The following is a 13,829-nucleotide window of genomic DNA, read 5'->3' on the forward strand; positions in this document are numbered from 1 at the left end:
GGCGTCGCACAGCTTCGCATTAGTTGACTTTTCAACTACACGCCGGAACACTGTAAGTTGAATCTTCAACTAAATCTGCGGCGGCCTGACCCCGCCGCGTCCCCACTTCAGAACGGCTTCCACATGAACCAGCCCACGCTCACCACCTCGGCCCGGACGATCCTGCGCATAGTCACCGGTTTCCTTTTCGCCGCCCACGGCTGGCAGAAGTTCAACGAATTCACGATTGCAGGCACCCAGGCCGCCTTTACGCAGATGGGTGTTCCGGCTGCCACCTTCGTCGCCCCGGTCGTCGCGACCCTGGAACTTGTCGGCGGTGTCGCGCTGATCGTGGGTGTCCTTACCCGCGTCTTCGCGGCCCTCCTCGCGGTGGACATGCTCGGCGCCCTGTTCCTGGTCCATGCCTCGGCCGGAATATTTGCCGCGACAGGCGGCTATGAACTGGTGCTGATCCTGGCTGCCGCCGCTCTGGCAGTAGCTCTCGTCGGCGCGGGCAAGATCTCCGTGGACAAGGCCCTCTTTGGCCGCAGCGGTTCCAGGCTCAGCGTCCTGGCCTAAGCAAACCGCCGCGCCAGGCGGCGCCCGACGGCGGGCGGTCACCTTCTGGTGGCCGCCCGCCGTCGTATCTGCCCGGTTGTGGCGTCCCCGTCCGCGTTTGTGTCCTCGCCCGCGACGCCTCCCCGGCCGGTCAGTAAACTCACACCATGAGTGAGACTGCCGCCAATACCGTGACCCTGCGCTTCCTTGCGTCGCCCACCGACGTCGGCCACAGCGGGTCGGTCGACGCCGGCACCGTGCTCGAGTGGGTGGACAAGGCGGCATATGCCGCCGCGGTCGGCTGGTCAAAGTCCTATTGTGTGACGGCCTACGTCGGGAACATCCACTTCGCTGACCCGGTCAACAGTGGTGACATGGTCGAAGTCCAGGCAACGATTGTCTATACGGGCCGGTCCTCCATGCACATCCGAACGATCGTCTCCTCGGGTGACCCTAAGGGCGGCCCGGCCACCATGCGCAGCCAGTGCATGGTGATCTTCGTCGCCGTTGGAGAAGACGGCAAACCCTCCCCGGTGCCCCAGTTTGAGCCGAAGACGCCGGAAGAAATCGAACAGCGCGACCATGCCCTGGCGCGGATCAAGGTGCGCGAGGACATCGTCCAGGCGATGAGCGGACAGCAATATACCGACGCAGGCACTGCCGAGAAAGTGGTTCTCCGCTTTATGGCCGCGCCCACTGATGTGAACTGGGGCGGCAAGGTGCACGGCGGCATCGTCATGAAATGGATCGACGAAGCGGCCTACGTCTGCGCCTCGCGATACTGCGGGATGGACACTGTGGCTGTCTTCTCCGGCGGCGTGCGCTTTTACCGGCCGCTGCTGATTGGCCACGTGGTGGAGGTGGAGGCCCGGCTCGTCTATACCGGAACCAAGGGAATGCATATTGCCGTCCACGTCCGCTCGGGGGACCCGAAGGGACGCGAACTGGAGCTTACGACCTACTGCCTGACTGTGATGGTGGCACGCGACGAGCACGGCACGTCCGTCCCCGTCCCGCAGTGGGTGCCGGTGTCCGAGGAGGACAAGCGGCTGCACGCACATGCCCGCGAACTGCTGGAGATCCGGGGCCAGGCGCCGGGGAACCGGCTGCCCAACCACCTGCTCCGGTCCGCAGGACAGTAGCCGCTAGAAGCCGCCGCCCCCGGCGTCTGCGGCCATATTGGCGAACCGCGAGTAGTGGCCCTGGAAGGCGACCACAATGTCCTTGGTGGGGCCGTTGCGGTGCTTGGCGATAAGGATGTCGGCTTCGCCGGCGCGCGGCGACTCCTTGTCGTAGACGTCTTCGCGGTGCAGCAGGATGACCATGTCGGCATCCTGCTCGATGGAACCGGATTCACGCAGGTCAGAAACCATCGGGCGCTTGTCCTGGCGCTGCTCGGAGCCACGGTTCAGCTGCGACAGGGCGATGACAGGGACCTGCAGTTCCTTGGCCAGCAGCTTCAGGGCGCGGGAGAACTCGGAGACTTCCTGCTGGCGGGACTCGACTTTCTTGCCGGAGCTCATCAGCTGGAGGTAGTCAAGGATGACGAGCTTGAGGTCATGCTGCTGCTTCAGGCGCCGGCACTTGGCCCGGATTTCCATCAGAGACATGTTGGGGCTGTCGTCGATAAAGAGCGGTGCGTCATTCATCCGGCCCATTGTGGTGGCGATCTTGGACCACTGCTCGTCCTTGATCGTGCCCTTGCGCAGGTCCTGGAGGCCGATCGTTGCCTCCGCGGACAGCAGACGCATGGCGATCTCGTTCCGGCCCATTTCGAGTGAGAACATGACGGTGGCGAGGTTGTTCTTGATGGCAGCGGAGCGGGCGAAGTCCAGTGCAAAGGTCGACTTGCCGACGGCGGGACGGGCCGCGATGACAATCATCTGGCCCGGGTGCAGGCCATGCGTGAGCTCATCGAGCTCGTAGAAGCCGGTGGGAACGCCCGTCATTCCCTCCTCCCGGTGCCCGGACGCTTCGATCTCGTCCACGGTGGACTCCATGACGTCCTTGAGGACAACGTAGTCCTCCGCCGTGCGGCGCTCCGCCACGGCGTAGATCTCGGCCTGCGCTTGGTTGACGAGGTCTTCGACTTCGCCGTCCTGGCCATAGCCGAGCTGGACGATCTTGGTGCCGGCATTCACCAGACGGCGCAACACCGCGCGTTCGCCCACGATTTCGGCGTAATAGCCGGCATTGGCGGCCGTCGGAACCGTCTGGATGAGCTCGTGCAGGTACGCGGGCCCGCCAATCCGGTTGATCTCGCCGCGCTTGGTCAGTTCATCCGAGACGGTTACGGCATCTGCTGGTTCGCCGCGGCCGTAAAGGTCGATGATGGCTTCGTAGATCGTCTCGTGGGCAGGGCGGTAGAAGTCCACGCCCCGCAGGATCTCGACAACGTCGGCAATGGCGTCCTTCGACAGCATCATGCCGCCCAGGACGGACTGCTCGGCGGGGATGTCCTGCGGCGGCTTGCGGCTGCCTTCGGCTCCACGAGTCCCCTCGACTGAGTCCAGATGCGTAACTGACAAAACTGCCGTCCTTCATTGTGTGCCGCGGCGGACATCCGTTCGCCGGCGACGCGTATGCCACGGGGCTTGGTGCCCGGTGGCGTCGGCGCCGGCGTGGGCCCGACGGGTTAATTACTATCAGCCGGCTCCGACACTTTGGCTGCCACCCCGCACTCCCGGATATCCACAGCCGGGTCGGGCCGTGCGGAACCCGGGATGAAAGGGAGGGCGTCATGCAGCCATCAGCGAATTTCGGTATCCGAGGCTCGATATCCAGCAACGTTAGCCCCCGATCCGGCGGGCACCAACCCGGGCAGTCGCCACCCCTGTGGATAACCTGTGCACTACTGCCCCCTGCTTGTGCACAGCCTGTGGAACCAGCTGTGGATATAAAAATAGTTGCCGCCGTAATCAGCTGCTGACCTGCGGAAACACTGGATTCACCTTGTGGACACAAAAGAATATTTGCCGCAGTTCATCCACAGCCGCTGGGGCGGGGCTGGGGATACCGGCTGGCGCATGAGGCCACAGAAGCCCACAAATACACGCATTTGGTGATGGTCCTCACAGGTAATCCCGGGACCGGCGCCGCCCACGGCGCAGGATATACCCATCGCAGAATGTGCTGTGGATAACTGCGATCTGGCATAAGCTCTTCACATGGGCGATGTACTGCTAGTCATACTGCCTGCCCTCATCCTGGCAGCAGTCCTCTGGGCGTTGGCCACGGCCCTTAGACCGCGCGATTTCGGTATATCCGACGCGGAACGTTACCAGCAGGAACTTGCGGTCCGTTCACAGGCGCACTATGCCGCACAGGTTCAGGCCGCCACGGCCGCACGCGCCCGCGTGGACGCAGCCACCCGACCGAGCCAGAACGAACAACAGCAGTCGCAGCAGGCCGATCACGCCCGCCTGGCGCTGCGGGCCCAGGCGGGCTCGGCGCCCGCCGTCGGGCAGCCCGGCTACCAGGGGCCCGTGTTGCCCGGTGGCCAGCTGAACCCACAGTTCGCACTGCAACTCCAGTCGCTGGCCCGGGACGGCAAGAAGATCCAGGCCATCAAGCTGCTGCGGCAGGCCACCCATTCAGATCTTTTGACCGCTAAGAAATATGTAGATCGGCTGTAGTTTCATGGAATCCCTGCTCATCCCCATCCTGATTCTGGCGCTCGTCGGTGCCGGCGTCCTGCTGGGCGCCCGCGCACTGGGCCGCCGCCGCGCCCGGCCCCGGCCCGAGGCGGCCTCCCAGCCTGGGCGCGACCCCCTCGAACTTGCACGCGCTTCCGCGGCGAAACTCAGCCAGGAGCAACACCGCCGCCTCTATGCGCTGATCGCCCAGGGACAGGCCATGGCCGCCATCAAGCTGTACCTCGAGGCCACCGGAGAGGGGCTGCGCGCCTCCCGGGACGCCGTGGGCGCCCTCGCCGCCCACCCGCAGCCCTTCCGGCCCGACGCGCCCCAGGAGGGGCCCAGCGAGGACGAGGACGACGCGCCGCAGCGTTTCGCCTACCGCTACCGTGCGATCGCCAGTAAGGGCGATGTCACCCGTGAGGTCAGCAGCAACATGCTGAACGATGAAATTTACGGCAGAATCCGCACCCTGGCCAAGAGCGGTGAGACCGAAGCTGCGGCTGAGGCCCTCACCCGCCACTCGGACATCTCCATCAAGCAGGCCCGAGAATTCATCGCCCTCCTGGAGGACTGACTCCCGTGCCCCAAGCGCCGGGGCCGAACAGGCCGCCGGCCGCGCGTCAGTGCCGGCCCGAAATGCCGGCGAGCAGCTGCTCGAAAGGCAGCGACTCCGGGGCAGCCGGCTTCTGCCGCGGCCGCGTGCCCTGCAGCAGGCCGGCAAACTCCCCCGCCGCACGGTCGATCCGCGTGGAGAGGGGCGAACCGCCGTCGTCGTTACTACCCCAGTCCTGGGGGCCGGCAAAGACGGCCGTATTGGCGGTCCGGGTGCGGAGGTAGGTGAACAGGGGCCGCATGGCGAAGTCCAGCACCATCTGGTGCCGGTCCGTTCCGGCGGTGGCGCCAAGCAGGACAGCCTTGCCCTCCAGCGCCTTTGGGTCCAGGACGTCAATGAAGGACTTGAAGAGCCCGCTGTAGGACGCGCTGAAAACAGGGCTGACTGCGATGATGCCGTCCGAAGCCTCGACTCCGGCGATCACCCCGGCCAGCTTGGGCGCCGCATAACCGGTCACAAAGTTGTTTGCGATATCCACGGCGAGGTCCCGCAGTTCCACCACCTCAATGTCGGCACTGTAGCCGGCGGCGGCAAGTTGACGTTCCGCGGAGGCGGCCAGCTGGTCGGCGAGCAGGCGGCTCGACGAGGGTACGCCGAGTCCGGCGGAAAGAACGGTGATGCGGCGGGATTCCACGGGGTGCTCCTGATGTTGTTTCACGGCCACAAACGCTGGTCCATGCGTTTGCATCTACCTGTAAAAGCAGGGGCCCATGCGCTTTATTCCCAGACCCCCGTTGCGCTATCACTTTTGGGCCCCAAACGGGCGGAATGGCAACTGCAACTGGGAGCGCAACTGGGACGCCCTTTGCCGGGTTCCATGGCTCAGAGCAGGACGAATCCCTCGATGCAGCTCACCGAGTTCCCGCCAATCCAGATGTCGTCCCCCGCCGCGTCGACGTGGACCCGGCCGGCCCGTCCCAGCGCGGTTCCCTGCGCGGCAAGGTAGGACTCCGGTGCCCGGCCGCTCCGGATCAGCCACTGGGCCGCGCCGGCGTTGAAGCTGCCGGTGACAGGGTCCTCGGCGGCGGCGTCACCAGGGATGAACGTGCGCACCTCGAACCCGACCTCGGAGCCGGCGGGATGGGGGCCGATCACGCCGACCTTGAGTTCCGCCATGGCCGCGTAGTCAGGCCGGATGTCGAGCACCAGCTGCGCCGATTCCAGCAGCACACCAATCCAGTCCGGGCCGTTGACCAGCCACGACGCGTCCAGCAGCGCCTCCCGCGGCAGCCTCAGTCCGGCGGCGACGCGGGCGAGGTCCGGCTCTGCCACGGGACCGGACCGGGTGAGCGGCGGGGCCGCGAAAGCCAGCCGACCGCCGTCGCGCTTCACCCTGACGAGCCCCGCCCCGCACTCCTGGACGACCACCCCGTCCTGCCGGGGAATGCCGCCTGCCTCGAGCCAGGCATGAGCGGAACCGAGGGTGGGGTGGCCGGCAAAGGGGAACTCTTCGCTGCCGGTGAAGATCCGAACCCGGTAGTCGGCCTCGGGGTCCGTGGGCGGCAGCAGGAACGTGGCCTCAGCGAGGTTGGTCCAGTTGGCGAACCGCTGCATCACCTCTGCATTGAGGTCCCCGGCGTCGAGGACGACGGCCAGCGGGTTGCCCCGGTAGGGCTCGGCGGAGAATACATCCACCTGGGCGAAGGGCCGGAGCCGGGGCACAGGAATAGCTGCAGGCTTAGAGGTCACTGCCGCAGGCTATCACCGGCGCAGGTCAGGCTGACAGGGCTTCCGAAACCCTGCAACGCGGGGTCACCTAGCGCCCATGGCGGCGCCCAACTTGGGCCGTAAGTGACCCCGCGTTGGCGTTAAAAAGCAGAAGGCCCCCGTGTCCGGTTCCCAAGGGAATCCGAAGGCGGGGGCCTTCCGGCAGTTCAGGACTGCAGAGCCGGTGAGGGCTACTTGCCTGCGACTACGTCGAGTTCGATCACAGCGGCAACGTCGTCGTGCAGACGAACGTTGGCCTGGTAGGAACCAACCGACTTGATGTGCGTCGGCAGTTCAACCTTGCGCTTGTCGATGCGGCCAAGGCCAGCGGCCTCAACAGCGTCGGCCACGTCGCCCTGCTTGACGGTGCCGAACAGGCGTCCGGTCTCGCCAGCCTTGACGACGAGCTTGACCGGCTTGGAGGAGAGTGCAGCGGCCTGCTTCTGAGCGTCTTCCAGGGAAGCGTGCTCGCGGGCGGCGCGGGCAGTCTTGATGGACTCAACCTGCTTCTCGCCACCCTTGGACCAGGTCAGAGCGAAGTTGCGGGGCAGCAGGTAGTTACGTGCGTAACCGTCCTTGACCTCGACAACATCGCCTGCAGCACCGAGACCGGTTACTTCGTGGGTCAGAATGAGCTTTGCCATGTTAGTTAATCCCTTCCTTAGCCGCGGCCAGCGCCGGAGTAAGGCAGCAGAGCAACTTCGCGGGCGTTCTTGATTGCCTGGGCGATCTTGCGCTGTTCCTGCACCGTGACGCCAGTGACGCGACGGGCGCGGATCTTTCCGCGGTCGGAGATGAACTTGCGCAGCAATGCTACGTCCTTGTAGTCGATGACTGTGATGTCAGCGGCCTTCAAGGGGTTGGACTTTGGTTTGGGCTTACGGAGTTCAGCCTTAGCCATCGTGGAGCTCCTATTCGATGGAGCCCGTGGATATTGATCCACGGGATGGTGGTGATCCGACAAAGGTCAGCGCCTTGCGCCTTGCGGCGTCCCGGCGGGTTCCGTCGTCGAACCTTAGATGTTTTTTAGAAGGGAGGTTCGGAATCCGGGCCGTTGCCCCAGCCGCCGCCTGCATTGCTGACACCGGGCGTGGCCCAGGGGTCATCCTGCTGCTGCGCGGGCTGGTTGCCGCCCCATGTTCCGCCCGAGTTGCCGCCGCCCTGGTTTCCACCAGAGCCGCCACCGAAGCCGCCGCCGCTGTTGCCGCCGCCGAAGCCACCCTGGGCACCGTTGCCGGTGCCCCCACCGCCGGAGCGCTGGGTGCGGTTGACCTTGGCGTTGGCGTAGCGCAGGCTGGGGCCGATTTCATCGACCTCAAGCTCGATAACGGTGCGCTTCTCGCCTTCTTTGGTTTCGTAGGAACGGCTCTTGAGCCGGCCGGAAACAATCACGCGCATGCCCTTGGTCAGGGATTCAGCGACGTTCTCGGCCGCTTCACGCCATACCGACGCGCGGAGGAACAGGGTTTCCCCGTCCTTCCACTCATTGGACTGGCGGTCGAACGTGCGGGGAGTAGAAGCGATGGTGAAATTCGCTACGGCCGAACCTGACGGTGTAAACCTCAGTTCGGGGTCACTGGTGAGATTACCGATGACCGTAATAGTGGTTTCGCCTGCCATCTACTGCCTCCTTGTTCGTTCCTGCGGGGTGAAGAATGAAAATCGGGAGCTGAAATTACTCAGCAACGACCTTCTGCACTTCGGGGCGGGTGATCTTGGTGCGCATGATGGTCTCATTGAGGCTCAGCTGGCGATCAAGTTCCTTGGCGGTAGCCGGCTCAGCGGTGAAGTTCACCACGGCGTAGATACCTTCAGACTTCTTCTGGATTTCGTAAGCCAGGCGACGGCGGCCCCAGATGTCAACCTTTTCGATGGTTCCACCATCGGTCGTGATGACGTTCAGGAACTTCTGAAGCGTTGGCTCAACGGTACGCTCTTCGACCTCGGGGTCGATGATTACCATCAATTCGTAAGGACGCATATGTGAACCCACCTCCTTTGGGCTAAGCGGTTACGGCATTTCCGTAACAGGAGGTTCATTTGCGGTGCCATGTGCCCGCATTGCTCCCAGGAACGGGGGCAGGGCGCAGCACAGACTTCAATAGCTTAGTGCATCGGGACCGGATTCCGCGATTCCATGCCGGTCCAGCGTAGGCGCGGCCGGCTCGGCCACGGCAGCCAAACTGGCCTCCATGTGGACAACGCTGTGCCATGATCGGGGAATGAAACCCGGATCCCCGATTAGCGGCAGCGCCCGGCCGGTCCGGCGCAGCCGGCTGCGACTGGCGACTATGCTCCTCGCCGGGTTGCTGGCGGCCACGGCGACCGGCCTGTCCGGACACTGGGTGGAGGCTCCCGCCGTCGGCTGGGGCACAGCCTCGTTGACCTACGTCGTCTGGGTCTGGCTGGTGATCGGCAGCCTAGACCCGACCGAGACCCGGGCGCATGCGACCGCGGAAGATCCTGCCCGCGGCATCACCGACCTGCTGATTCTGGCGGCCAACGTCGCCAGTCTCGGCGCGGTGGCCGTCGTCGTCGTTGCTTCCCACGCCAACGACGGCGGGTCCCGCTTCGGTGGCGGGCTCCTGGCACTGGCATCAGTGGCCCTGTCCTGGCTGCTGGTGCAGACGCTGTTCACGCTGCGATACGCAGAGCTTTACTACAGCACGGGCGGAAAGGCCGGCGCGGCAGTGGGCGGCATCGACTTCAACCAGGAACGTCCGCCGCAGTACACCGACTTCGCCTACCTTGCCACGAGCCTCGGCATGACCTACCAGGTCTCGGACACCGCCCTGCAGAACCACGGCGTCCGGGCCGAAGCGCTCAAGCACAGCCTGCTGTCCTACCTCTTTGGGACCGTCATCCTGGCCACGACAATCAGCCTCGTGGTCAGTCTGGCCTTCTGAGGGCCTGACGGTCCGACAGCAGTCCTGTTCGTGCCGGGAGACTGCCGCTGGAGATTTCCGGTCCAGAAAACAAGTACCGGACGCGAAAACTACGCGACTTCCGTCGATGCCCTACTCGACTATCCGTGCGGCCTAGGCCCCCGGCAGGCCCCCGGATATATTTGCTGTCAATATCACCAGCGGGACGACCCTTCCGCAACACGACCGCGGGCTTCATCCCTGCGGTGGAGCAGGGAACTCCGGTGGACGCTGTATCGGGAGTACCGGCACCATGAGCAAGCGGACGGTCACTTTTCTAACGGACGGGGACCGGATGCGTAAAGAGTGCCGGAGCGGGACGAGCTCCGATAACGGGAGGCGGATTCTTCTCCCTCCCCGCGGGCTGGCCAGGGTTGGCAGCCTGATCAATGCGCTGGGGCGTGCAGCCGCCGTCCGCCACCCGGGGCATGAACTTGTGGCATTCAAGTGGTGGCACTGGCACAGGAGCGGAGCGGTCTCATGATTCCCGGAATTACTGGCGGCGCGGAGCTGGCCATCCTGACCCCAAGTTACGGACCAGACGCCGAGTTGTGCGCTGATTTGAACCGTTCGGTCATGGAAATGACCGACGACGTCGAACACCATATCGTTGTCCCGCACAGCGACCGAAGGTACTTCAGCGACATGGAGGGAAAGCGAACATTCGTCCACGATGTCGGCGAATTCCTGCCACGCTACTTGGTGAAAACGCCGGGCGCGAACGTCTGGGTCAACGCGCGCCGCCCGTGGCCCCCCGTACGAGGTTGGATCGCCCAGCAACTGGTGAAACTCTCTGTCGCGGCCTCCTTCGAGGCCGGGGGCGTGCTGCTGATGGACTCCGACATGGTGCTGATCCGCAGGACTTCCCTTGACTCGTTCATGCTGAACGGGAGACCGGCGTTCTACCGCAATCCCGGGGCGGTTCATGCCGGCATGCCTTTGCACCGCAAGTGGCACGAAGCCTCCAGGTCGCTCTTGGGATTGGCGCCGCCGCCAGCGGGGAATCTCCCTGACTACATAAGTTGGCCGTGCCTCTGGGAACCCGCAATTGTGCGCAGTCTACTTTCGGCGGTCGAGACGCACACGGGCCGAACCTGGGCGACGGCCATTGGCAGTCAACTGCACTTCTCCGAAATGATTCTCTATGGGGTATATGTTGACGAAGTTCTGGGTGGTGCCCAATCAACCACCTCCCGGATGAAAAGCATCGCCTATTCGGAGGAACGCACTTTAGGCCCGGCAGAACTGTCCGCGTTGCTGGCAGGGGTCACGTCCGAAGATCTTGCCATCATGATTTCGGCCAAATCTGGAACCGGCCTCCACCACCGCCGCCAGGCGCTGGCCGAGGTTCGGAAGGCGCTGGCAGACGAAGGGGAGCGCAACTGATCATGGGCACCACACAGCGACTGACCGACATCGCATTGCGGCTGAAAAGGGACGGTGCAGGCGTCGTGTTGAGTTGGGGAACACGAAGAATCGCGCAGAAGGTAGGGGACCGGCTGGGCTGGGCCGATCTGGACTTTCCCCTCCGGCCGGAGGACATTGCAGATCAACGGTCGGTCCGCCCCTCGACGGACTACCCCGTGAGGTCCGGCAATCTGCACATCGGATGGGTCTGCACTCCGCCAGGCGCCCGATCCGGAGGGCACACGACTCTCTTCCGCATGGTCGAGGGCCTTGAGCGGCGTGGTCACAAGTGCACGCTGTTCCTCTACGACGTCAACTCTGACGACGTCAGCCGCCATGAGGACGTGATCCGGCGGTGCTGGCCGGGCATGAAGGCAGCCATCGAGTCGGCAACGCCCCGCATCGAGGGCGTTGATGCTGTTGTGGCCAGTTCATGGCAGACCGCCCACGTTGTGGCGTCCCGGGTTACGGGTCCCGTCCGCTGCTTCTACTTCGTCCAGGATTTCGAGCCATATTTCTATCCGCGCGGTTCCCTTTACACACTGTCAGAACTGTCCTATCACTTGGGGCTGGGACTCGTAGCCCTTGGCGACATGGTGGCCACGCGACTCGAGCAGGAATCGGGCATCACACCGGCTTTGACAGTCCCGTTTGGCTGCGACACAGAGGTGTATCGGCTGCTGGATGGGTCCCGCAGCGCCGGGTCGCGACGTGGAATTGTCTTTTATGCCAAGCGGAGCGCCGACCGCAGAGGATATCTGCTGGCCAAGCTCGCGCTGGAACGCTTCCACGAAATGCACCCGGACGAGGAAATTCATGTCTACGGCGACAACGTCGCGAACTGGAGGATTCGGGTCACCAATCACGGGAATCTCCCGCCGGCTGAACTGAACGCACTCTACAACCGCACCAAGGCCGGGCTGGTGATGTCATTCACGAACATTTCCTTGGCCGCCGAGGAACTCCTGGCCGCCGGTTGCAGGCCGGTCCTGAATGACTCGGCCCTGGCCCGTGCCGATTTTCCCGGCCCCGACGCCGTCTGGGCCCAGCCGTCCCCTGCGGCCCTGGCGGCCGCACTCTCCTCGGTGGTCCGCGATCAGGACGGTACCGCCCCAGCCGCCGCACCGTTTCGGGTGCGGCAGGGCTGGGGCCAAACTCAAACCATGGTGGCGGACCTGATCGAAGCGGCTTGTAGAGGTGTGCTGAGCCGCGGATGAGCCAACTGGCGCCGGAAGCGGCTTATCCAGAAACGCTTTTTCGAAAGTGGCTGTGCCGGAGGCGCTACTTGAGTAGGATGGCGCACAGGCGCGACCCGCCGGGCCGCCCTGCGAAGGCCGTCAAGCTCTGAAGAGGTTCATTTTCGCTCGGTTCGGATACCCGATCACTGAGTTGCCGGGACAGATCGATCGCTTCTTTCTGGCGTGAAATCCCGGGGTTGGTGCAGGACCAGCAAAGCGGCCCGCTGGTCCGACCCAACGTTCCCGCCCGATCCGCGGACACCCTCGCCTGCGCGCTGCACACGCCGCACCTGGACCGCAGACCGGGCACTGATGGTCGCCGGTCGGCCTAACGCATTGACAGCACCGGCCGGGGCGACCTCCTGGCCCGACTGATTCAAGGGGTATAGCCCGTGAAACGTAGCCCAGAACGGTCCCAAGCGGTGTTGACAGCCGCCCTTGGTCTAGCGATTGCGCTGCTGCTCAGCGGGAGCAGCGCGCCGGCCAGCCAAGCCCTTCCGGAGGGCGCCAGAAGCGTTGCGATCCCTGCAGAAAGTGCCGCGGCGGCCAAAGGTCTCCGCGAAGTGGATGGAGGGCCCCGCTTCTATGGCGGCTTCGAGAACTCGCTCCCGGCAACTCCGGACTACTTTCCCCTTGGCGTGTGGCTGGAAAGCATTTCGGAGCCGGGCGATATCGGAAAAGACAAAGCCGCCGGACTGAACACGTACGTGGACCTGACCGCAAACTCAGATACCTCTCTGCTGCGTCCGGGCGGTGTCCACGCTGTGACGAGCGGACCATCTCAATGGAGCTCGGGTCTTGTCCTCGCCGATGAACCGGACATGTGGGCAGGCCCCGGGTCGGCCGAATGGACGGGCAAGTGGCCAGGGCACGGTGAAATCTGCAACCCCGCGGGGGCACGTTGTGGCTATTCGGTGCAACGGAGGCTGTTAGCGTCGAGTGCCGACGGAACCCTGAAGTATGCCAACTACGGCAAGGGTGTCAGCTTCTGGGAGAGTGACGAAGAAGCATCTGTCTTCGTCAATGAGTTTCAGGACGTGGTTTCGGTCGACAACTACTGGTTCACCGATCCCAACATCTGCGGACAAAGCGAAGGTGGCGGAAGGCTCGGCGGGGGGCGGAACTTGACGGACCAGGAATGCCGGCTGGCCGCCAACTATGGCTGGACCGTCGACCGCGTCCGGTCTCTCGTCCGGCCGGCCGGCAGCAAACCGGTGTGGGCCTTTGTGGAGCTTGGACATCCGGCTGGCGAAGCTGCAGCCCCCACCATCACTGGCCCGCAGGTCAGGGCCGCCGTCTGGAGCAGCCTCATCCACGGAGCGCGGGGGATCATCTACTTCAACCACAGCTTCGGGGGCGACTGCCAGACGCAGCACATCCTGCGGGACCCTTGCGGTGACAAGGTCAGGCCCTGGGTGACCGCGGTCAATGCGCAAATCACCGGACTCGCGCCGGTCCTCAACGCTCCCTTCCTGGATGGAGCCCTGACCCACGGCGCGGGCGTTGACGCGGCCGTGAAAGTACATGGCGGCGCCCTCTACGTTTTCGCCGGCTCCGCGCAGGCGGGGGCGCTGCAAGCTGAATTCACCCTGGGGTGCCTGCCCGGCGCGGCAGTCACCGCAACAGTCCTGGATGAGAACCGCACTGTGACGCTCAGCAACGGCACGTTCCGGGACACGTTTGCGGACGGCAATGCGGTCCATCTCTACCGGATCGACGGGGCCGCCGCTTCCTGCGCCCCCTAACGCAAGGGCCGTGCCGCTGG

The 13,829-nt window shown here is 64.5% G+C and carries 15 protein-coding genes; 8 read left to right on the forward strand and 7 right to left on the reverse strand.

Features of this window, described 5'->3' with window-relative positions:
• Nucleotides 1–123: 123 nt before the first annotated feature.
• Complete coding sequence (locus tag BJQ90_RS18200) at nt 124–558, forward strand: DoxX family protein (RefSeq protein WP_226761607.1); 435 nt, start codon at nt 124–126, stop codon at nt 556–558.
• Between the two features lie 146 nt (nt 559–704).
• Complete coding sequence (locus BJQ90_RS18205; RefSeq protein WP_226761608.1) at nt 705–1,679, forward strand: acyl-CoA thioesterase; 975 nt, start codon at nt 705–707, stop codon at nt 1,677–1,679.
• A gap of 3 nt (nt 1,680–1,682) precedes the next feature.
• Here BJQ90_RS18205 and dnaB read toward each other — a convergent pair whose 3' ends face one another.
• The gene (gene dnaB / locus BJQ90_RS18210) at nt 1,683–3,065 is read right to left on the reverse strand and encodes a replicative DNA helicase (protein ID WP_024367946.1); all 1,383 of its coding nucleotides are present in this window, start codon (nt 3,063–3,065) and stop codon (nt 1,683–1,685) included.
• 639 nt (nt 3,066–3,704) lie between these two features.
• On the opposite strand from dnaB, the gene BJQ90_RS18215 reads away from it, so the two are divergent.
• Nucleotides 3,705–4,172, forward strand: a complete 468-nt coding sequence (locus tag BJQ90_RS18215) for a hypothetical protein (protein WP_226761609.1) — start codon at nt 3,705–3,707, stop codon at nt 4,170–4,172.
• A 4-nt stretch (nt 4,173–4,176) separates the two neighbouring features.
• Complete coding sequence (locus tag BJQ90_RS18220; RefSeq protein ID WP_226761610.1) at nt 4,177–4,749, forward strand: hypothetical protein; 573 nt, start codon at nt 4,177–4,179, stop codon at nt 4,747–4,749.
• 46 nt (nt 4,750–4,795) lie between these two features.
• On the opposite strand, the gene BJQ90_RS18225 is transcribed toward BJQ90_RS18220, so the two are convergent.
• The 6 genes from BJQ90_RS18225 to rpsF form a co-directional block, all read right to left on the reverse strand.
• Entirely contained in the window at nt 4,796–5,422 is a 627-nt protein-coding gene (locus tag BJQ90_RS18225) for an FMN reductase (protein WP_226761611.1), read from the reverse strand.
• Between the two features lie 188 nt (nt 5,423–5,610).
• A complete protein-coding gene (locus BJQ90_RS18230; RefSeq protein ID WP_226761612.1) occupies nt 5,611–6,477 on the reverse strand; it encodes a PhzF family phenazine biosynthesis protein in 867 nt (288 codons plus the stop codon).
• A gap of 209 nt (nt 6,478–6,686) precedes the next feature.
• The gene (rplI, locus tag BJQ90_RS18235) at nt 6,687–7,139 is read right to left on the reverse strand and encodes a 50S ribosomal protein L9 (protein ID WP_226761613.1); all 453 of its coding nucleotides are present in this window, start codon (nt 7,137–7,139) and stop codon (nt 6,687–6,689) included.
• Nucleotides 7,140–7,156: 17 nt separating this feature from the next.
• Nucleotides 7,157–7,396 carry a 30S ribosomal protein S18 gene (gene rpsR, locus BJQ90_RS18240; RefSeq protein ID WP_003800144.1) on the reverse strand — a complete coding sequence of 80 codons (240 nt, stop codon included), beginning with the start codon at nt 7,394–7,396 and terminating at the stop codon, nt 7,157–7,159.
• 125 nt (nt 7,397–7,521) lie between these two features.
• Nucleotides 7,522–8,115, reverse strand: a complete 594-nt coding sequence (locus BJQ90_RS18245; RefSeq protein ID WP_226761614.1) for a single-stranded DNA-binding protein — start codon at nt 8,113–8,115, stop codon at nt 7,522–7,524.
• Nucleotides 8,116–8,170: 55 nt separating this feature from the next.
• Entirely contained in the window at nt 8,171–8,476 is a 306-nt protein-coding gene (gene rpsF / locus BJQ90_RS18250) for a 30S ribosomal protein S6 (protein ID WP_024366241.1), read from the reverse strand.
• A gap of 241 nt (nt 8,477–8,717) precedes the next feature.
• Between rpsF and BJQ90_RS18255 the strand changes: the two genes are divergently transcribed.
• From BJQ90_RS18255 to BJQ90_RS18270, 4 genes are all read left to right on the forward strand, one after another.
• Complete coding sequence (locus BJQ90_RS18255) at nt 8,718–9,401, forward strand: DUF1345 domain-containing protein (protein WP_226761615.1); 684 nt, start codon at nt 8,718–8,720, stop codon at nt 9,399–9,401.
• A 498-nt stretch (nt 9,402–9,899) separates the two neighbouring features.
• The gene (locus BJQ90_RS18260; RefSeq protein WP_226761616.1) at nt 9,900–10,805 is read left to right on the forward strand and encodes a DUF6492 family protein; all 906 of its coding nucleotides are present in this window, start codon (nt 9,900–9,902) and stop codon (nt 10,803–10,805) included.
• Between the two features lie 278 nt (nt 10,806–11,083).
• Nucleotides 11,084–12,043: a glycosyltransferase family 1 protein gene (locus BJQ90_RS18265; protein WP_226761617.1), complete on the forward strand. Its 960-nt coding sequence runs from the start codon at nt 11,084–11,086 to the stop codon at nt 12,041–12,043.
• Nucleotides 12,044–12,627: 584 nt separating this feature from the next.
• Nucleotides 12,628–13,809, forward strand: coding sequence for a hypothetical protein (locus BJQ90_RS18270; RefSeq protein WP_226761618.1), 1,182 nt, complete (start codon nt 12,628–12,630; stop codon nt 13,807–13,809).
• Nucleotides 13,810–13,829: the final 20 nt, after the last annotated feature.

Source organism: Arthrobacter sp. SO3 (assembly GCF_020532825.1).
Classification (GTDB): Bacteria; Actinomycetota; Actinomycetes; order Actinomycetales; family Micrococcaceae; genus Arthrobacter.

Bases quoted from the DNA above. Each gene is read 5' to 3' on its own strand.
- BJQ90_RS18245 (WP_226761614.1), bottom strand. From the start codon at position 8,115: ATGGCAGGCGAAACCACTATTACGGTCATCGGTAATCTCACCAGTGAC.
- BJQ90_RS18205 (WP_226761608.1), top strand. From the start codon at position 705: ATGAGTGAGACTGCCGCCAATACCGTGACCCTGCGCTTCCTTGCGTCG.
- BJQ90_RS18255 (WP_226761615.1), top strand. From the start codon at position 8,718: ATGAAACCCGGATCCCCGATTAGCGGCAGCGCCCGGCCGGTCCGGCGC.
- BJQ90_RS18265 (WP_226761617.1), top strand. From the start codon at position 11,084: ATGGTCGAGGGCCTTGAGCGGCGTGGTCACAAGTGCACGCTGTTCCTC.
- rplI (WP_226761613.1), bottom strand. From the start codon at position 7,139: ATGGCAAAGCTCATTCTGACCCACGAAGTAACCGGTCTCGGTGCTGCA.
- BJQ90_RS18220 (WP_226761610.1), top strand. From the start codon at position 4,177: ATGGAATCCCTGCTCATCCCCATCCTGATTCTGGCGCTCGTCGGTGCC.
- rpsF (WP_024366241.1), bottom strand. From the start codon at position 8,476: ATGCGTCCTTACGAATTGATGGTAATCATCGACCCCGAGGTCGAAGAG.
- BJQ90_RS18200 (WP_226761607.1), top strand. From the start codon at position 124: ATGAACCAGCCCACGCTCACCACCTCGGCCCGGACGATCCTGCGCATA.
- BJQ90_RS18260 (WP_226761616.1), top strand. From the start codon at position 9,900: ATGATTCCCGGAATTACTGGCGGCGCGGAGCTGGCCATCCTGACCCCA.
- BJQ90_RS18215 (WP_226761609.1), top strand. From the start codon at position 3,705: ATGGGCGATGTACTGCTAGTCATACTGCCTGCCCTCATCCTGGCAGCA.
- rpsR (WP_003800144.1), bottom strand. From the start codon at position 7,396: ATGGCTAAGGCTGAACTCCGTAAGCCCAAACCAAAGTCCAACCCCTTG.